The sequence below is a fragment of the Lederbergia lenta NBRC 16444 genome, assembly GCF_001591545.1.
GTDB classification, from domain to species: domain Bacteria; phylum Bacillota; class Bacilli; order Bacillales; family Bacillaceae_C; genus Lederbergia; species Lederbergia lenta.
Genome location: NZ_BCVC01000001.1, coordinates 1,524,579 through 1,542,618, shown reverse-complemented (window position 1 = coordinate 1,542,618; position 18,040 = coordinate 1,524,579). Strand labels below are relative to the sequence as shown.

17 protein-coding genes and 1 pseudogene are annotated in these 18,040 nt (G+C 36.8%); 16 read left to right on the top strand and 2 right to left on the bottom strand.

From position 1 onward, the window contains the following. Window positions 1-140: 140 nt before the first annotated feature. The 8 genes and pseudogenes from BLE01S_RS07295 to BLE01S_RS07260 all read left to right on the top strand — a co-directional run bounded on the left by BLE01S_RS07295 (window position 141) and on the right by BLE01S_RS07260 (window position 6,455). The gene (locus tag BLE01S_RS07295; RefSeq protein WP_066139086.1) at window positions 141-1,019 is read left to right on the top strand and encodes an SIR2 family NAD-dependent protein deacylase; all 879 of its coding nucleotides are present in this window, start codon (window positions 141-143) and stop codon (window positions 1,017-1,019) included. Between the two features lie 88 nt (window positions 1,020-1,107). Beyond that, window positions 1,108-1,953 carry a Sir2 family NAD-dependent protein deacetylase gene (locus tag BLE01S_RS07290; protein WP_066139080.1) on the top strand — a complete coding sequence of 282 codons (846 nt, stop codon included), beginning with the start codon at window positions 1,108-1,110 and terminating at the stop codon, window positions 1,951-1,953. 30 nt (window positions 1,954-1,983) lie between these two features. Further along, window positions 1,984-2,565, top strand: coding sequence for an HD domain-containing protein (locus tag BLE01S_RS07285; protein ID WP_197713554.1), 582 nt, complete (start codon window positions 1,984-1,986; stop codon window positions 2,563-2,565). A 51-nt stretch (window positions 2,566-2,616) separates the two neighbouring features. Then, window positions 2,617-3,198, top strand: a pseudogene (locus tag BLE01S_RS07280) (beta/alpha barrel domain-containing protein); the annotation flags it as partial. A gap of 24 nt (window positions 3,199-3,222) precedes the next feature. Beyond that, window positions 3,223-4,338, top strand: a complete 1,116-nt coding sequence (gene mnmA / locus BLE01S_RS07275; protein ID WP_066139077.1) for a tRNA 2-thiouridine(34) synthase MnmA — start codon at window positions 3,223-3,225, stop codon at window positions 4,336-4,338. Window positions 4,339-4,566: 228 nt separating this feature from the next. After that, on the top strand, window positions 4,567-4,728 hold the full coding sequence (locus BLE01S_RS20740) for a hypothetical protein (RefSeq protein ID WP_157419485.1): 162 nt from the start codon (window positions 4,567-4,569) through the stop codon (window positions 4,726-4,728). Window positions 4,729-4,809: 81 nt separating this feature from the next. After that, entirely contained in the window at window positions 4,810-5,532 is a 723-nt protein-coding gene (locus tag BLE01S_RS07265) for a cytochrome c biogenesis CcdA family protein (protein WP_111703645.1), read from the top strand. Between the two features lie 407 nt (window positions 5,533-5,939). After that, a complete protein-coding gene (locus tag BLE01S_RS07260; RefSeq protein WP_066139070.1) occupies window positions 5,940-6,455 on the top strand; it encodes a hypothetical protein in 516 nt (171 codons plus the stop codon). A gap of 328 nt (window positions 6,456-6,783) precedes the next feature. Here BLE01S_RS07260 and BLE01S_RS07250 read toward each other — a convergent pair whose 3' ends face one another. After that, a complete protein-coding gene (locus tag BLE01S_RS07250) occupies window positions 6,784-7,953 on the bottom strand; it encodes a serine hydrolase domain-containing protein (RefSeq protein ID WP_066139064.1) in 1,170 nt (389 codons plus the stop codon). 436 nt (window positions 7,954-8,389) lie between these two features. Here BLE01S_RS07250 and BLE01S_RS07245 point away from each other — a divergent pair, with 436 nt between their 5' ends. The 4 genes from BLE01S_RS07245 (at window position 8,390) to spoIIP (ending at window position 13,611) form a co-directional block, all read left to right on the top strand. After that, window positions 8,390-10,363, top strand: coding sequence for a PrsW family glutamic-type intramembrane protease (locus tag BLE01S_RS07245; RefSeq protein ID WP_066139061.1), 1,974 nt, complete (start codon window positions 8,390-8,392; stop codon window positions 10,361-10,363). Between the two features lie 121 nt (window positions 10,364-10,484). Beyond that, window positions 10,485-11,183: a hypothetical protein gene (locus tag BLE01S_RS07240; protein WP_066139058.1), complete on the top strand. Its 699-nt coding sequence runs from the start codon at window positions 10,485-10,487 to the stop codon at window positions 11,181-11,183. A 111-nt stretch (window positions 11,184-11,294) separates the two neighbouring features. After that, entirely contained in the window at window positions 11,295-12,065 is a 771-nt protein-coding gene (locus BLE01S_RS07235; protein ID WP_066139056.1) for an alpha/beta fold hydrolase, read from the top strand. A 451-nt stretch (window positions 12,066-12,516) separates the two neighbouring features. Beyond that, window positions 12,517-13,611, top strand: a complete 1,095-nt coding sequence (spoIIP, locus tag BLE01S_RS07230; protein WP_066139053.1) for a stage II sporulation protein P — start codon at window positions 12,517-12,519, stop codon at window positions 13,609-13,611. 41 nt (window positions 13,612-13,652) lie between these two features. Here the strand turns inward: spoIIP and lexA are convergent, their stop codons facing one another. Beyond that, on the bottom strand, window positions 13,653-14,276 hold the full coding sequence (gene lexA, locus BLE01S_RS07225; RefSeq protein WP_066139050.1) for a transcriptional repressor LexA: 624 nt from the start codon (window positions 14,274-14,276) through the stop codon (window positions 13,653-13,655). Between the two features lie 164 nt (window positions 14,277-14,440). Between lexA and yneA the strand changes: the two genes are divergently transcribed. The 4 genes from yneA (at window position 14,441) to tkt (ending at window position 17,978) form a co-directional block, all read left to right on the top strand. Beyond that, entirely contained in the window at window positions 14,441-14,764 is a 324-nt protein-coding gene (gene yneA / locus BLE01S_RS07220; RefSeq protein WP_066139047.1) for a cell division suppressor protein YneA, read from the top strand. A gap of 14 nt (window positions 14,765-14,778) precedes the next feature. Then, window positions 14,779-15,447 (top strand): YneB family resolvase-like protein, encoded by a 669-nt coding sequence (locus BLE01S_RS07215; RefSeq protein ID WP_066139045.1) that lies wholly within the window; start codon window positions 14,779-14,781, stop codon window positions 15,445-15,447. Window positions 15,448-15,551: 104 nt separating this feature from the next. Further along, window positions 15,552-15,785 carry a DUF896 domain-containing protein gene (locus BLE01S_RS07210; RefSeq protein ID WP_066139042.1) on the top strand — a complete coding sequence of 78 codons (234 nt, stop codon included), beginning with the start codon at window positions 15,552-15,554 and terminating at the stop codon, window positions 15,783-15,785. A 192-nt stretch (window positions 15,786-15,977) separates the two neighbouring features. Next, the gene (gene tkt / locus BLE01S_RS07205) at window positions 15,978-17,978 is read left to right on the top strand and encodes a transketolase (RefSeq protein WP_066141002.1); all 2,001 of its coding nucleotides are present in this window, start codon (window positions 15,978-15,980) and stop codon (window positions 17,976-17,978) included. The last annotated feature ends 62 nt before the right edge of the window (window positions 17,979-18,040 follow it).

The following is an 18,040-nucleotide window of genomic DNA, read 5'->3' as shown; positions in this document are numbered from 1 at the left end:
CTTGTCCGCGGATTGATACTCACTATATAATGCATTAGAACCCAAGTGAAAGAGGGGTCAGCTGAATAAAGACCTCTAGATTTCAAAAATATTAAGAGGGTGCTATATACGCGAACAAAATATCATTAGGGGGTCAAAATATGTTAACACAACAATATCAAAACATTATAGGCACAATACTAGAAAAGATTGAAGAAGCTGATGCGATTGTAGTTGGTGGTGCTGCCGGCATGTCTGCAGCTGGTGGATATAACTGGTATCTCGATGATGAGAATTTTCGGGAGCATTTTAATGTGTTTGCTGAAAAATATGGGATTGATAGCATCTTTGGAGGATTTTATTATAAATTCCGCACGGAAGAAGAACGGTGGGCATATCTTGCCACTTTAATAAACTTTGTCACGGAAGTCCCTATCGGTCAGCCATATAAGGATTTATATGAAATAATAAAAGATAAAAATTATTATATTCTTACTACAAATCAAGACACCCAATTTTTACAGGTGTTCCCAGAGGAAAAAGTGAGCGCTATTCAAGGTAACTGGACTTATTTACAGTGTAGTGGCCCTTGCCACGATGGTATTTATCCTTATGCGGAACAGGCAAAGGAATTATGTGCCCACATCGATGGAACGAAGATTCCGTCCGACATGGTTCCAAAGTGCCCGGAATGTGGCGGTCCTATGGAATTATGGGTTCGTTCCTTCGTATTTTTGGAAGGCGAGAAATATAGAGATGAGCATCATAAATATCGTACATTTCTTCTGGAAAATCAAAATAAGAAAATTCTCTTTCTAGAATTGGGTGTTGGTCAAATGACTCCGATGTTCATTAAAGAACCTTTCTGGAACATGACTTACACTTGGCCGGATGCTTACTATATCACCATCAATCCAAAGGATGCATTGCTGCCGCAAGAATTGAAGAATAAGGGACTTGCTGTTCATGAAGATATAGCAACAGTACTGAGTAATGTTCTGACTGAACAGCAAAAAGAAAGGAAACAAGGTGCGGTTTGACAAGAAATAGGAAGAGGATAAATGCAGATTTCGCATAAGTATTGTATGACCTGGTTTTGAATCATTATCTGATAAGGATGGAGAGCATATGGAAGAGAAATATAATAAGATTTTAACAAAAATAGAAGAGGCTGACGGAATTATTATTGGTGCAAGTAACGGCCTTTCCATTTCGGAAGGCATCCATATCTTTGCGGAAAACGAGGACTTTCTAGAGATTTTTGGAGATTTTCGTGAAAATTATGGTTTTCGTAGCATCATACAGGGATGTTTTTTCCCCTTTCCTTCCGAAGAAGAAAAGTGGGCATTTTTCAGCCGGATGTACAACTACTTCCTATATAGGGATGAAGCCAGTCCAGTAATGAAAAATCTTCATGAACTTGTAAAAGATAAAAACTTTTTTGTAGTCACCTCTAATATAGATGATCATTTTAGTCAGGCAGGATTTCCAATGGAACGTCTCTTCGAAATAGAAGGCAATTGCCGAAATCTGCAATGCTCACATGGTTGCTGTGATCAAATTTATCCTGGCGATGAAGTACTAAGCAAAATGGCAGAACAGCAAGAGAATGGAAAAGTGCCTTTGGACCTTATTCCTACATGTCCAAATTGTGGTGGTCCAATGCAAGTCCATATTGAAGTTGATCGGAATTTTCTAAGAGATGAGTCTTGGCAAAGGAGCTATCAGGCTTATCAAGATTTTATCGAAAATGCATATGGTAAAAAATTAGTCTTGCTGGAATTAGGTGTAGGTGCAAGAAATCAATTAATCAAAGCTCCGTTGATGAAGTTAACCAATGCGGAGATACATGCTACCTATATTACCCTTAACAAGGGGAGGGAGCTTTATATTCCAGATGCAATTGCAGCCAAGTCTATTGGTATTGATGGGGATATCGCGAAAGTGTTACAGCAATTGGTGGAGATGAAATAAGCTGTTTATTTGAAAAAGAGGAGGAAATAGATGATGTTTTTAGCGAACGTTCTGAATGATCCTATCTGCCAACCAATCAAAGAGCTTTATGAACGATGGTATGCATTCATGGAACAAAACGTTGAGTTTTGGCTTCCTGAGAGTGAATGGCATACGAAATCCCATTGCGCGCGCGTGCTACTTCTGGCTCTTCTCATCGCACATCGAAAAAACCTAAGTGAAGAGGAAAAGGACGCACTCGCCATGGCAGCTGTTTTCCATGATTCCCGTCGCCTCGATGATGGGATTGATAGAGGACATGGTAGTCGTGCGGCTGAGTACTACAAAGATTATTGTCGTAACCACGATTTGTCATATGATGAGCAAACCTATTACATCACCTATTACCACGATCAGGATGATTCGCTTGGTTTATCAGAGATTAAAAAGTCGTCTAGCTTAGATGAAAGGGCGGTGCTGCTGTATCAGATTTTCAAAGATGCTGATGCACTGGATCGGTTCCGTCTAGGCCCCGATGCTTTAGATGTACAATTTCTTCGGACCGAAGAAGCACAACAACTTGTCGACTTTGCTAAAGATCTCCTATGTAGAAGTAATGAAACGAATTCATAAAACCTATTAAACTTGAGCAAGCCTAGCTGTATTTTGTTAGTTTAGGAGGAAATGATTATGAACAAGTATATGGATGATAGCTTTGCTCTTCATATGGACTTGTACCAAATCAATATGGCTGAAGCCTATTGGGAAGATAATATTCATACCAAAAAAGCTGTATTCGATTTGTATTTTCGTAAATTACCATTTGGAAATGGGTATGCAATCTTTGTTGGACTGGAAAGAATGATTGAATATCTTCAATCATTCCACTTTTCTAAAAGTGATTTGGGGTATTTAACAGACCTTGGCTATCGAGAAGACTATATTGATTGTTTGCGAACGGTACGCTTTACAGGTACTGTTCGAGCGATGAAAGAAGGAGAAATTGTATTTGGCAATGAACCAATTCCTCGTGTGGAAGCACCATTAGTCGAAGCGCAACTCATTGAGACACCTTTGCTGAATATCGTAAACTATCAAACCCTTATTGCGTCCAAAGCTTCTCGAATCAAACAAGTCGTAAGAGATCAACCCGTCTCAGAGTTTGGATCAAGACGCGCTCATGAATTTGATGCCGCATTATGGGGAACAAGAGCTGCTTATATTGGTGGTTTTTCTAGCACAAGAAATATATTCAAAGGAAGTATTGATGAAAAGATAGGATGAATTGAAATGGAGAAAGCACCAAAAGACACACGTGTAATCGTAGGGATGTCGGGAGGAGTCGATTCTTCTGTGGCAGCACTCGTTCTAAAAGAGCAAGGCTATGACGTAATCGGAATATTCATGAAGAACTGGGATGATACAGATGAATTTGGTGTTTGTGCGGCTACGGAAGACTACCAGGACGTAATACGCGTCTGCAGTCAATTGGACATTCCCTATTATGCCGTGAATTTCGAGAAGCAGTATTGGGACAAGGTATTCATCTATTTCTTGGAAGAATATAAGTCGGGAAAAACACCGAATCCTGACGTAATATGCAATAAGGAGATCAAGTTCAAGGCATTTTTAGATCATGCTATGAGCCTTGGAGCGGATTATGTCGCTACAGGACATTATGCGCGAGTCGTCAGAGAAAATGGAAATGTTCACATGTTGAGAGGGAAAGATGAAAATAAGGATCAGACTTATTTCCTAAATCAATTAACAGAAGAGCAGTTAAGTAAGGTATTGTTCCCGATAGGCGATATGGAAAAACCAAAAGTAAGGGAATTAGCTGCGAAATCTCACTTGGTGACCGCATCCAAAAAAGACAGTACAGGCATATGCTTTATTGGTGAACGAAATTTTAAAGAATTCTTAAGTGGTTATTTACCTGCTCAAAAAGGAAATATGGAAACATTTGAAGGCGTAGTTGTCGGACAACATGATGGATTGATGTACTATACAATCGGACAAAGGCACGGATTGGGTATCGGGGGAAACGGCGATCCTTGGTTTGTAATTGGAAAGGATATGGAAAGAAATGTTCTATATGTTGAACAGGGCTTTCATCATGAAATGCTCTATTCAGACTGCATTATATCCGACCATGTAAGTTGGATTTCAAAGGGAGATATGCCTGATACATTTGAGTGCACGGCCAAATTTCGTTATCGCCAACCTGATAATAAGGTAACGGTAGAACGGTTGGGTGATTCCAAAGTTAAAGTCAAGTTCCACGAACCGATTCGTGCCATAACGCCTGGACAGGCAGTTGTCTTCTATCAAGGAGAAGAGTGTCTCGGTGGAGGAACTATTAACCAAGTGTTTCGTGACAACAAACAATTAACGTATGTAGGGTAAAGAGGTGGTAAACTGAATGTAAATGTAATAACGCATAGCTAGGGTAAGGGCGGTATTTCGCTTGCAATGTGCAGGTCACAGAATAGAAACCATCTTGCAATCAATTTAGCACCCATAATCAACCGGGCTATAAGGGAATTCATTAAAACGGAGTCACAACACAGAATTGGATGGAAATGCCTCCACACTAGTTGTATTGCTTCTAACTTTATAAAGCGAGGGATCTTTTTGCTAGACAAATTACTTGCAGAAATAACTGTTATCAAACGTAAGAAAGGTCTCCCGACAGTCATTAAGATTGAAGGCCGAACTTACATTTTACGTCATGAAAATCAATACCAAGCCGGTGGTAATCGAGGGAAAAAGATACAACTACATCACCCAAAATGACTATGAGTAAGCCGAATCACAAGAGATTCTTTTGTGATATATTATATTAAAATCACAAAGATTCCATTTGTTTGGGGGGCGTTGATGGCGGACATTTCAATTATACTTGCATTCGGCGCAGGAGCATTAACTTTTATATCGCCATGTGTATTTCCACTTTATCCTGCATTTTTATCATATATTACAGGAATGAGTGTAGTGGAAATACAAATGGGTGAATTAAAAGGACAGCGCAAAGCGATTTTGCATACAATTTTCTTTTTGTTTGGATTTTCGATAATTTATTTAGTGATTGGTTTCGGAACAGTTGGAAGTTCGACTTTATTAGAGACTTGGTATTTTCAATACGGAGATTTGGTTCGACAAATTGGTGCTATTTTAATGGTGGTCTTTGGATTAATAACTATCGGGCTAATACAACCAAAATTTTTGATGAAGGAGCATAAGTTACATATTAAAAATAAACCAGCTGGATATTTAGGTTCAGTACTAATTGGATTAGCTTTTGCAATAGGCTGGACACCTTGTATGGGTCCAATTTTAGCAGCAACATTAGCACTTGTAGGTGCAAATCCATCACAGGGGCTTTGGTATATGGCAGCTTATGTTTTAGGTTTTAGCCTTCCTTTTCTTTTTATGGCATTTTTCATTACTAAATTTACTTGGGTAAAAAAATACAGTGGTTCTGTAATGAAAATCGGCGGAGGAATAATGATAGTAATGGGAATTGTTTTGTTTTTGGATAAATTATCACTTATCAATTCATTATTAGCACCGATATTTGGAGATTTCCAAGGATTTTAGCCTTTCGAGAAACAAGAGTGTATTAATTAAAGAGCGTTTTAGATTTGAAGAAATAATTTGAATGTTGCTCTCTATTCTAGTTATTCTATTAACGGTCAATTGTTAATCAATATAGGGGAAATTATTCAACCTTTTTATAAAACTAAAATTTAAATTTACTGAATGAAAATCTAGCTTAATCTATTTTTGAAAATGGATTAAGCAGGTTCAATAAGGGTATCCATTCGATATCTAAAAAGAAGGAAAAAGACGAACTGTAGAAGTGCTTATTATCACAAATTGAAACATTCTCTTTTCGTAGCTAGAGGTCATAGCTGATAATGTGAATTAAAGTAGGTATTCCTTGTAATTTTTATCTAACAAACGAAAACTCCTATGCTTATAATAAATAAATGGGAGGTATCAAAATGTATGATCCAACAATTTTTGAAAATCTAAAAGTGGCATTTGAAAATCATGTATATGATCTAGACAATTTAGCTCACAAAATAACGATTCTAAATCGGGTGGATAGAATGGATTTTTCCATTATGGCTAGGGATTTTGCAATTGAATTTATCTTGGTGGATCAGCCTAATGTGACAGCAGAAATTGTAATAAAGGCTTCCTTGAATGACTTAGCAGATGAGATATTAGAGATACCTGAGAAAAATCCAGGCTGCTCTCTTTTATTGCGCTTTAACAAGCGTGTTCACAACGTAGCTGAGCAGTGTGAACAGATTGAAAAAACAATCTACGCTATTTGGGAAGATGACATAGATTTAACACAAACGCTGAGCTTCATACATGAACAAGAGTCATCAACATACTTGAATAGGATTGACTTAAAATTTAAGCATAAATTAAATGAAGAGAATATGGGGCAGATTGAAAACTTCCTAAATCATGTTCTAGAATCATTAAAAGAGCTAAATAGTAAATAAAACTTAAGTCCCTTTGTTATGTTGACCAATATAAAATGTCAAAAATGCCTTGATAAAGAATGTATTATAAAGTGCATTTGATTTGATATAGATATAATAGATGAGGATAAAGATGGTAGTTGGGATTGGATCAGCTTATGATGAAAATCAATAGAAATCGAATCATTAATACAGAGACTAATGGGAAGATAAATCATTTCATTAGTAGGCGAGAAGTCTCTTTCTATGAAATAGGAAAGCACATCAATGTAAGGGTTGATGTGCTTTTTGACTATATTTTGCTGATGGTACTTTTCATCCAAGAAGGGGTAACGGATAATTCATTTTTTCAAATCGCTCCATAAATAACTGAGCGTAATCTCGGTTGATGATAAGATTCGAAATTAGGCAGCATTTGTTGCATATAAACAGCAGACAATTTTTCTTTTGGATCTATTAATACCCAGGTGCCTAATAATCCTGACCATCCAAACTCACCTACTGAACTATTACTTCCACCTAATGCTGGATCAACCATTACTCGGACTCCTAAACCATACCCATACCCTGAGAGGTAATTCCAATTGAGATTTTGGTTGTTAGCTGTTGTGAGGTGATTCGTAGCCATAAGTTCAATCGTTTTCCGTCCTATTATCCGTTCCCCATCCAATTCTCCACCATTCGCTAACATATGAGCAAATCGGCTATAATCATATAAAGTGGATAGCAATCCACCACCACCACTTTCAAAAGCTGCATTAGGTTGAATATGTACGTCCATTTCAGTATTCTTTGTTAAGCTGCCATCTTCACCAAGCGAGTAAAAGCTACAAAGGCGACCTCGCTTATCCTCCGGTATGCGAAAAAACGTGTCATTCATATTTAAAGGATCAAAAATCTCACTTTTCAAAAATTGTCCGAAGCTCTTACCAGATATTACTTCAATAAGGGCTCCTAGAACATCATGACTCAAACCATAATGCCATTGTGTACCTGGGTCAAAAGCTAAAGGAATAGAAGCTAATGATTCGGACATTGTTCTTATAGTCATTTTTTCACCAAGTGCGTTATTCTGTTCTAATATCTCCATAGCTTTTGCTACATGACGTTCTGTTTCATTCGCGTCTCCAGGATAGGTTAAACCGGAGGTCATTGTAAAGAGATCTTTTACAGTAATTGACCTTGTAGCGGGTGAAATATAAATTTCACCACGATCATTTATTCGATAAACTTGTGGATCTTTGAACTCTGGTAAATATTCCTCTAGAGCATCATTTAGTAAAAATAATCCTCTCTCATACAACATAAGCGCAGCAGTACATGTAACGACTTTTGTCATCGAGTAAATTCGATAAATTGTATCAGATGTGATTGCTTTTTTCGTGTCGGTGTCTGCTAGTCCAACAAAATCTTCAAATATTGTATTCCCTCGATGTGTGACAGAACATGCACATCCTGCTGGACCGTTTTTTACAAAGTCGCTTAACAGTGGTTTTAGTTTTAATTGTAATGGATGCATATCTTGGCTCTCCTTTTTAAAACATTCTTTAATAAGTGCGAAAACAAAAAGTTGCCAAATTAGAAAAAGGAGTTGAAGGTTTAGGTGGTTGTACCTGCAAAGGATGTGAGTCAATCGACTTACAAAACATCCGTTCTACTGCTACGTGTGGACCGGTAAAACCGCGCAACGAAGAAATCCTCTTTTATCATTTGGGAATTTTTTGAATCGCCTCTCTTACCAGTTCTTTTTTATACCTCTAAAATCCTTTAATGAATCGAAAATTAAGTAATATTGTGTAAATCGTCAACCAAGGGAAACGAATATTATTTGGATAATTCGCCCTATTTAAATTAGGAGCAATAAGGTATAGGATGAAACCGTAATGGGATAATCATTTTTTCGTCAACAAATCCAAGAATCTACTTATCAAGTCCTTGTATTGGAGCGATGAAGTATGACGAGTAGGATGGAAAATGTCAGATTAATATTTAGAGAAAAATTAGAACGTACTAGTACATTCTTTCAAGCGTTCATCCATAAGCATCCAATGATAACACTCATTTATACGATTTTTTCCTGGATTTCTTTAATTATCTTCATTTTAAGTTTGATCTTCATGGAGGACTCCCGAAAAATATTCGTTCAGTTTTTTTGGTCTTTTTATGTAATTTTTCAATTTTGGCTACTATGTCGCAGCAAGACATTGTCCTGGAAGCAATATACATACTTCTTTTTGGCGGGCGCTTGGCTAATAGTGCCTCTGAATTCAGTTATCGTTATTACAATTACTTCTATTTTTGGAGGGCTGACTTCTGATGGGTGGAGTCAAGCTATTTTAACGCCTATTGTAGAAGAAATATCGAAATTAATTCCGCTTGGTGTATACCTATTGTTATCACGCAGAGCATCATCTTTAAGTTTAAGTGATTATGCTCTCATTGGGGCGTCCTCGGGAGCGGGTTTTCAATTTTTAGAAGAAGTGACCCGTCGGTTAATCACAGGGAGTAATTATGGAGTTACTTTTCTTGGGGGCAAAGTTCTTCATTGGGATATATTCACGTTGTTTCCGGGCTATTTTGAGGAGAGTTTTTTACCTACAAGAATGACATCTGGGCATGCTTTACTGACAGCTTTAATCGCAATGGGGATTGGCGTAGCCTTAAGATATAGAGATAGATGGCTGAATTATGTCTTCATTTTCCCTAGCTTACTTTTATTCCTTGCCATTTTCGATCATGCGTTGTGGAACGCTAATTATCAGGCACCAAAATGGCTCAGTGGAATTCATGAAGTGCTAGGAAGTGGTTATGCTGAAAAACCACTTTTTCTAATTATGCTTATTACTGCTTTATGTATCGATTATTGGGAATTGAATCGTATCAGAGACGAAATTCCCAAATTAAAATCAGAAAAAGTAATAAACCCTATTACCGAATGTTGGAATTTGATTGTAGCGCTAATAAAGGATAGGCAGCGATATGGTTACTTATTGTATTTTTATCGTGAACGAAGAGAACTAGGTTATACAGTAATACATGGAAATAAGGAAGCAAAGAAACGTCTACCTGAATTAAATGAGAACACACTTAAATATTCCAAAATGTTAACCGTTGTAACAATAACTATTTTGATCACCCTTATTTTATTAGGATATGATAGTTTATTTAGTAGTCCGGGCCAAGATGCTTGTTTTGCGTGTTTATTTGATAGTTTGCAAAACTGGTGGAACGGTCTATCTGGATGGGAAAAAGGAGCAATTATTGCAGGCGCATTTGCCTTATCCGTTCCCTTTCTCGGAGTCTGGTCAGCCATCGGTGCTGTCTCGATGGGCATGGGTGTTACAGCTAGCGGCCAACAAATAGCAGACATAATTAGGAACCCTAAAAGATTACTGACACCTGAATATGCAGCTGCAGCAGTCTTTACAATCGGGTTTAGTCGGTTTCCATTTGGGAAAATGGTCGCAGGAAAAGTATTAAAAACAGCAAATGGATTTACAAGACATGAATTTACCACTGTAGGTGGATTAACATACCGAACGACGCACGGAACTAAAGGAGAGCTACGATCTGTTTTTGCTAAAATAGAAAAGCGTCATCTCGGAACCGGAACAATTACTAATGCAGCTTCTAGACGATACGCTAGGACGCTTGGAAAACAAACAGACGATGCAGGTCATGGAATTGGTAATAATCTAGGTGGTCTTGGATCAAGGAATTCTGGAAATATATTTCCGCAAAGCTTAAACATCAACAGGGGAAGATTTAGGCAATTTGAAGGATTAGTCGCAGACGAAGTTCGAGCTGGCAAAGATGTTTTTGTTCGTGTTGTTCCTAAATATCATACCGGTTCAACTAGACCATACGAAATTCTATATCAAGTAAGGATCGATGGGGATACAATTACGAGAGTTTTCCCAAATCCATAAATTACATTGAACAAGTTAGAAGGTTATTTTGGCAAGGAGAAGTGGTATTGGTATTTATTATTTTCAGAAGATACTAGGAATAGGTAAACTAGTCTAAAATGCTGTACTGGAGATGAATATAATGGAATCTAGTTATTTATTAAAGTTAGACCAGTCCAATCAAGAACAAAAGGAAGTTGATTCATCTTTTATTGGTGGTCAGCCATGCATACCCGCTTCAATAGAAATGCCTGTCTGTGAATTATGCGGCGCGGAACAAACCTTCTTTTTCCAAGTAGCATTTCCAGAGGACCATGTTTGGCAAGGTTTCTCGATGGCAGTGTTTGCATGTACTTCTTGTGCATATGAAGATTATCTTATTCCGGAAATGCTTCAAGTAGCACTACTAAGTGCGAACATTCCGGAAGGATTTTTAGACTCATATCAAAGAAATTTCAAAATTATTGTTTTTGATACTAATGAAGGGACTTATAGAAAAAATTATAAGGAAAAGATTCAATTTAAGCGATGGAATCTGGTATCTACTAGTGGTGCAAGTAAAGGAGAAAATAAAATAGGTGGCCAGCCAAACTGGTTATTGGATGACGAAGCACCAGGTATGTATAAGACGACTGTTCCAATGTTTTTTCTAATGCAAATATGGGAGGGCTTTACATTTGATATTGTACAGGATGCCCCACCACAAATGATAATTGGTCTAAAAGGCAATCAAGAGCCTTCGAAACATCGATATTACGAGCTCTTTCTCGCGAATAATTTATACTTTTTTGGTACGAAAGAACGTTCAGAGCCTCTTGTGTATATACTTACGCAAATTTAAGTAAATATGAAAAAAGTTCGTCTCCATAGTAGCATTTGCTCCAATCTTTGTTGTCGCTACGGGATTTATCTTAGCGCGGTTGTACATTTATTAGTGTTAAAAGGAGATGCGATGTCTTTACTTATACAAACGAACAGTCAAATTTATTATGAAGTTGTAGGAGAAGGTGAAACGATTGTTTTTACCCACGGTGCCTCTTGGGACCATGCACAATGGCAACCCCAAATAAGATATTTTTCAAAAAGTTATCAAACGATTACTTGGGACGTACGAGGGCACGGGAAATCAACATTACCTGATGGAAAAGTGGATTCCAATGATTTTTCAAAGGATTTGATGATGTTATTAGATCAGTTGGAGATAGAAAAAGCACATTTATGTGGATTATCGATGGGAGGGCATATATCGCTTCAAGCAGCTGCTCGTTTTCCAGAGCGAGTAAGCTCCTTAATATTAATAGGTACACCATATACTAATACATTTAATTGGTTTGAAAAGCTTTTTATGCCGATAAACCGATTGTCGAATCGCTTTATATCTATGAAGACTTTGGGGGAATGGCAAGGGAGAGCATTATCAAAGTTCAATTCTAACAATAAACAATATATTGAAGAAGTAGTTTCTAGGATACCTCATAAGGTGTGGCTTCGTTTATGGGATGCCATATCTCGGATGGAAAGTGAGAATGAATTACAGAATATTGAATGTCCTACCCTGATCATGCAAGGTGAAAATGATACAATGATAAGAAGGCAACAGGAAGTTATGCATGAAAAAATAAAAAAATCAGAGTTGGAAATTATTAAACAAGCACAACATGCGACAAATCTTGATCAACCAGATGAAGTAAATAGATTGATACATACATTTATAAAAAAATAAATTGAATATGAACATGGTTAGAGATGTTAAAAGTTTTACTACTATGGCATCTCTATTTTTATGCGACTTATCATTACAGTGCAGTTTATTTTTCCATTGATATTAGTAAGATCAGTAAAAAGGTCAACCATTCTATTAATGTTGCAAAAATTCAAAGCCGGTGAACAGAAGAGCACCTGCGTAGCATTTATTTAATTATTAAAGATACGGTTACTGACTGATAGAAGTGCTATAGTCTTGCATTAGTCATACTGGTAATATCTATCATTCTTTTTTCATATCTTAGTAGAATTGTATCAACGATTGTCCTCTATAAACTTTTATAGAGGTTTTTTTGTATGGGCGAAGGATTCATTAACTCTAGCAAAACTTTTATAGAAAATTACTCATAGTCTATTATATGTTTCATATAAATGAATAGTAACTACATTCTTACTAAGGATTGAAGCCGATGTTAAAAATTGTTACAAGATCAACATTGTTCATAGTTGCTATTTTTTGCTTAATATCAATCATTGCATTTTCTAGTTTAAAAATTAGCTATTTGTCCTTTATTGGGAATGATGATTCACGTACGAAATCATTCCTATATATCATGTCTCTGGAAAACCATTCACTCCAAACTGTTTTGCCACATACTCCGAAACGGTCATTCGGTAAAGATGCCTTCGCATTACTAACGAATATTAACTTAAATGATATGAAAACATTTCTAATTAGTGAAATCCCAGGTTTATATGCAGCGAGCCCTAAAATACTGATTGCTGGTGATGGTACTGATTTTACTAATCTGCCGATTGAATCTCCACCTCCAAAAGATTTTGGTAAAGAAAGCGAAAGTGAAAAACCTGCGGAGGAGCCAAAGGAAGAGATAAAGCAGGAGACAAAAAATCAAACGAAGGACTATGTTGCTTATATCTATCATACACATACTAGGGAATCTTATATTCCGTTGTTAGAAGGTAACCAATCATCAAGCAAAGATAAAAATGTGACTTTACTTGGAAAAAGATTGGGAGAAAAGCTAGGAGAAAAAGGAATAAAAACATTAGTAGATACAACGGATGTGGAAGCATTACTTTTACAAAGAAATATGAAATATTATCAGTCTTATGCTGTATCTCGAGAATTAGTTACAGAAGCTATTAATCAAAATAAAAATGTTGAGTTGGTCTTTGATATTCATCGAGATTCACAAAGGAAAAAGGTTACAACGGCTACAATTAAAGACCAAAAATATGCAAAAACCATTTTTGTAATTGGTGAAGGTAATCCTCATTATGCAAAAAATCTAGAGTTTGCAGGAAAACTTCATAAGAATTTACAAGAAAAATATCCAGGACTTTCAAGAGGGGTTATGGCAAAGCCGAAAATAGATGGAAACAATGGGGTATATAATCAAGATTTGGCTGAAAAAGGTTTGTTAATTGAAATTGGCGGCGTTGATAATAATCTTGAGGAATTAAACCGGACGGTAGATGCGCTAGCAGAAGTGATAAGTGATTACTATTGGGAGGATTCAGTCGAAGCTAGTAAAAATAAATAGAGCCTTAACATGACAGGAGATGTAAAGGCTCTATCCACTTTTTAATGGATAACTTGTCGGTATAAACCAACAACTTTACCAAGAATGGAGACTTCACGTAAAATAATCGGTTCCATATTGGAGTTTTCTGGTTGTAGTCGAAAATAGTCTTTTTCTTTGAAAAATCTTTTCACCGTAGCTTCATTTTCTTCTGTCATTGCAACAACAATTTCACCATTATTCGCTGTTTGTTGCTGGCGAACAATAACATAGTCACCGTTTAAAATACCAGCCTCGATCATGCTTTCACCAACGATCTCTAGCATAAACACATGATCGTCAGCAGGGACAAGCTGTTCTGGAAGAGGGAAATATTCTTCTATATTTTCAATGGCCGATATAGGAAGACCGGCCGTAACTTTACCTACGAGCGGGACATTAACCGTATTTTGTTGTGGAATAAGATCTTCTTCCATTTTTATAATTTCGATTGCTCGTGGTTTAGTAGGGTCTCTTCTAATAAACCCTTTGCTTTCAAGTCTAGACAAATGTCCATGAACTGTTGAGCTAGAGGCAAGTCCAACTGCTTCTCCAATTTCACGAACAGATGGCGGGTATCCTTTAGACTTAACCTCTAATTTGATGAAATCAAGAATATCTTGTTGTCTTTTCGATATTTTCAACATAGTTTTCACGCTCCAATACTTTATATTAATCTTATATGCATTATATCACGGAAGTTAATAGTGTACAAACATAAGTTCGAATAATGACTTGACTTCAAACAAGTGTTCGTTTTATACTGTTGTTAACAAACAGAACAAACATTCGGAATCGGGGGCATATCAGGATGAATCTTATTTGGAAAAAATATTCTTTTATTATTATTTTATTTATCATAACTTTGGGTATGGGACTTTATTTTATATTTAATACGAATAGCAATTCAGATGAGTATGTTATTATTACTGTAAAAGATGGAGAATCACTTTGGTCAATCTCAGAAAAATATGCCCATAGTCTGGGCGTATCAACTGGTGAGTTCGTTAAAATTTTGGAGAAAGAAAACCAATTAACGCATAAATTATTGAAAAGTGGAGAGCAATTAATGATTCCCACACCTTTAAATAAATTTGATGATAGTGAAAGGCATTTTGTAATGCAGACAGAGTAAGGAAGTGGATTGTAATGAAAGCAATTATTTATTGTCGTGTTAGTACGGATAAAGAGACGCAAGAAACATCGCTTAAACGACAAGAGGAAGAGCTTATAGAAGCAGCACACAATTGGAAACTTGAAATAGATTCGGTTATCTGTGATCAGTCGAGTGGCTATGATTTAGATCGACCAGGTGTATTGTTGATGTTAGAAAAGATTCAAAAAGAAAACATAGATGCGATTCTCATACAGGATGAAACTAGACTCGGGAGAGGGAACGCAAGAATTGCCTTGCTTCATTGCATAATGAAAGCAAAGGTGAAATTATATAGCTTTTCTCATCAAGGGGAACTAGAGCTGTCTGAAACAGACTCAATGGTTCTAGACATCATTAGTATGGTAGAAGAGCATCAGCGTAAGCTCCATAATTTTAAAATTAAAAAAGGCATGAAAAGAGCTGTGGCGCGAGGATATCGACCAGAAAGAAATTTGAAAAACAAAGGTAATATTGATGGTCGAGAACGGAAAGAGATTCCGTTGGAAGAAATAATTCGCTTTCGAAACAATGGACTCACTTTTGCAGAAATTGCTGCAACAATGAGAGGTTTTGGATACGAAGTATCAAAAGCTACTGTACATAGAAGATTTCAAGAGTATGTGAAGGAATCAGAAAATGTTGAAACCATAGATAATGCTTAAGAAGATAGATGATTTGATGTCTATCTTTTTTTTTAGTATATTTACACTAACTTGATTTTACAAAGGCTATTAAATCTGAAATTGCTGAAAAAGGAGTTTTTAATATGTTGCCAAAAGAAAAAATGGCAAGAATCAATGAATTAGCAAAAAAAGCTAAGGAGCAAAAGTTAACAGAGGCTGAGGCAAAGGAACAAACTACGCTAAGGGCGGAATATTTACAAGCTTTTCGCGCAACGATGACTCAAACAATTGAAAACGTACGAGTATACGATGCAGAAGGTGATGATGTCACTCCCGATAAACTGAAGAAAATTCAGGAGAATAAAAGATTACATTAAAAACCGGAAAATCCGGTTTTTTTGTTAAATTAGAAAAAAATTTTAAAAAGTAATTAGTTTGAAAGCCATACAAACTAAGGGTGTATTTCCACTTACCATTTATAAACAGATTCAAGAGAATTTAAAAAGGTTGTTAATTCAGCCAATTAACACTATTATAGAGATAGTAAAAGGAAAGAAAGGTTGATGGAAATGTTTGAAAAGGTAGATCAATTAGCAGTAAATACAATCAGAACTTTATCTATTGATGCAATTGAAAGATCCAATTCTGGCCATCCAGGATTACCGATGGGTGCTGCACCTATGGCTTATACCCTTTGGACTCGTTTTATGAACCATAACCCTAAAAACCCAGCTTGGTTTAACCGAGATCGCTTTGTTTTATCTGCTGGTCATGGCTCTATGTTGCTTTATAGCTTGCTTCATTTGTCAGGATACGGAGTGGAAATGGAAGATATCAAAAATTTCCGCCAGTGGGGAAGCAGAACACCTGGTCATCCTGAATATGGTTTTACTCCTGGAGTCGAAGCAACAACCGGTCCTCTTGGACAAGGTATTGGTATGGCTGTAGGTATGGCAATGGCTGAACGTCATTTAGCTGAAGTTTATAATAAAAATAATTTAGAAGTTGTTGATCACTATACATATGCACTTTGCGGTGATGGGGATTTAATGGAAGGTGTAGCTTCAGAAGCAGTATCACTTGCAGCTCACTTGCAACTAGGAAAACTCATCATGTTGTATGATTCAAACGATATTACCCTCGATGGCGAACTTGATAAATCGTTTTCTGAAAACGTTGCAGGTCGCTTCGAAGCATATGGCTGGCATTATCTAAGAGTAGAAGATGGAAATAATCTTGAAGAAATAGCAAAAGCAATTGAAGCTGCTAAACAAGAAAGTTCCAAGCCGACTTTAATTGAAGTGAAAACTGTAATTGGTTATGGCGCACCTAATAAAGCAGGTAAGTCAGATGCACATGGTGCACCTCTTGGTGAAGCAGAAATGAAGCTTGCCAAAGAGTACTACGAATGGACTTATGAAGATGATTTTTATGTACCATCTGAAGTGTATGATGTATTTGAAGAAACAATTGTAAATAAAGGAAAACAAACAGAAGCTGAGTGGGAAGAATTATTCTCAAGATATAAAGCTGAAAATCCTGAGTTAGCAGCACAACTTGAGCAAGCAATTGCTGGAGAGCTACCTGAAGGATGGGATAAAGACATAACGGTCTATGAAACCGGTTCGAGCTTAGCTACGAGAGCTTCTAGTAGTGAAGTAATGAACGATATTGCTAAAAACTTGCCATCTCTTGTCGGAGGAGCAGCAGACCTTGCTAGCTCTAATAAAACGATGATTTCTGGACAATCAGATTACGGTGCTGATAACTACGCGGGAAGAAATATCTGGTTCGGTGTAAGGGAATTTGGGATGGCTGCGGCTATGAATGGTATTGCCCTTCATGGAGGATTAAAAGTATTCGGCGGAACATTCTTTGTTTTCTCTGATTACCTGCGCCCAGCTGTTAGACTTGCTGCTTTAATGGAGCTTCCAGTCACATATGTATTTACTCATGACAGTATTGCAGTGGGAGAAGATGGACCTACACATGAACCAATTGAACAACTTGCATCATTGCGAGCGATGCCAGGATTATCTATTATTAGACCAGCAGACGGCAATGAAACAGCTGCTGCTTGGCAAGCTGCAATGGAATCAAAACATAAACCAACTGCGCTAATATTATCCCGTCAAAACTTACCGACATTACCTGGTACTGCAGAAAATGCAAAACAAGGTGTAAATAAAGGTGCTTATGTTGTATCTTCTGCAACTACTGATTCTGCAGACGCGCTTATCTTGGCTACAGGTTCTGAAGTAAGTCTAGCGGTAGAAGCACAAGCAGCTTTGGCAAAAGAAGATATCCATGTTTCAGTTGTTAGTATGCCTTCATGGGACAAATTCGAAGAGCAATCAAAAGAATATAAAGAATCTGTTATACCAAAAACAGTTAAAAAGCGTTTAGCGATAGAAATGGCATCTCCATTTGGTTGGGAAAGATACACAGGAGATGAAGGGGAAATTCTAGCAATTGATCGCTTTGGCGCATCTGCACCAGGAGAAAAAATTGCGGAAGAATTCGGTTTTACTGTTGATAATGTTGTTGCTCGTATAAAAGCAATGCTTTAAAAATTAATTATTAAGAAGAGAACCGACATTCGGTTCTCTTTTTTTTGAAAAAATAAAGGAAT

Bases quoted from the DNA above. Each gene is read 5' to 3' on its own strand.
- BLE01S_RS07285 (WP_197713554.1), top strand. From the start codon at position 1,984: ATGATGTTTTTAGCGAACGTTCTGAATGATCCTATCTGCCAACCAATC.
- lexA (WP_066139050.1), bottom strand. From the start codon at position 14,276: ATGTTGAAAATATCGAAAAGACAACAAGATATTCTTGATTTCATCAAA.
- BLE01S_RS07260 (WP_066139070.1), top strand. From the start codon at position 5,940: ATGTATGATCCAACAATTTTTGAAAATCTAAAAGTGGCATTTGAAAAT.
- spoIIP (WP_066139053.1), top strand. From the start codon at position 12,517: ATGTTAAAAATTGTTACAAGATCAACATTGTTCATAGTTGCTATTTTT.
- BLE01S_RS07210 (WP_066139042.1), top strand. From the start codon at position 15,552: ATGTTGCCAAAAGAAAAAATGGCAAGAATCAATGAATTAGCAAAAAAA.
- yneA (WP_066139047.1), top strand. From the start codon at position 14,441: ATGAATCTTATTTGGAAAAAATATTCTTTTATTATTATTTTATTTATC.
- BLE01S_RS07295 (WP_066139086.1), top strand. From the start codon at position 141: ATGTTAACACAACAATATCAAAACATTATAGGCACAATACTAGAAAAG.
- BLE01S_RS07290 (WP_066139080.1), top strand. From the start codon at position 1,108: ATGGAAGAGAAATATAATAAGATTTTAACAAAAATAGAAGAGGCTGAC.
- BLE01S_RS07240 (WP_066139058.1), top strand. From the start codon at position 10,485: ATGGAATCTAGTTATTTATTAAAGTTAGACCAGTCCAATCAAGAACAA.
- BLE01S_RS07215 (WP_066139045.1), top strand. From the start codon at position 14,779: ATGAAAGCAATTATTTATTGTCGTGTTAGTACGGATAAAGAGACGCAA.
- BLE01S_RS07235 (WP_066139056.1), top strand. From the start codon at position 11,295: ATGTCTTTACTTATACAAACGAACAGTCAAATTTATTATGAAGTTGTA.
- BLE01S_RS07245 (WP_066139061.1), top strand. From the start codon at position 8,390: ATGACGAGTAGGATGGAAAATGTCAGATTAATATTTAGAGAAAAATTA.
- mnmA (WP_066139077.1), top strand. From the start codon at position 3,223: ATGGAGAAAGCACCAAAAGACACACGTGTAATCGTAGGGATGTCGGGA.
- tkt (WP_066141002.1), top strand. From the start codon at position 15,978: ATGTTTGAAAAGGTAGATCAATTAGCAGTAAATACAATCAGAACTTTA.
- BLE01S_RS07250 (WP_066139064.1), bottom strand. From the start codon at position 7,953: ATGCATCCATTACAATTAAAACTAAAACCACTGTTAAGCGACTTTGTA.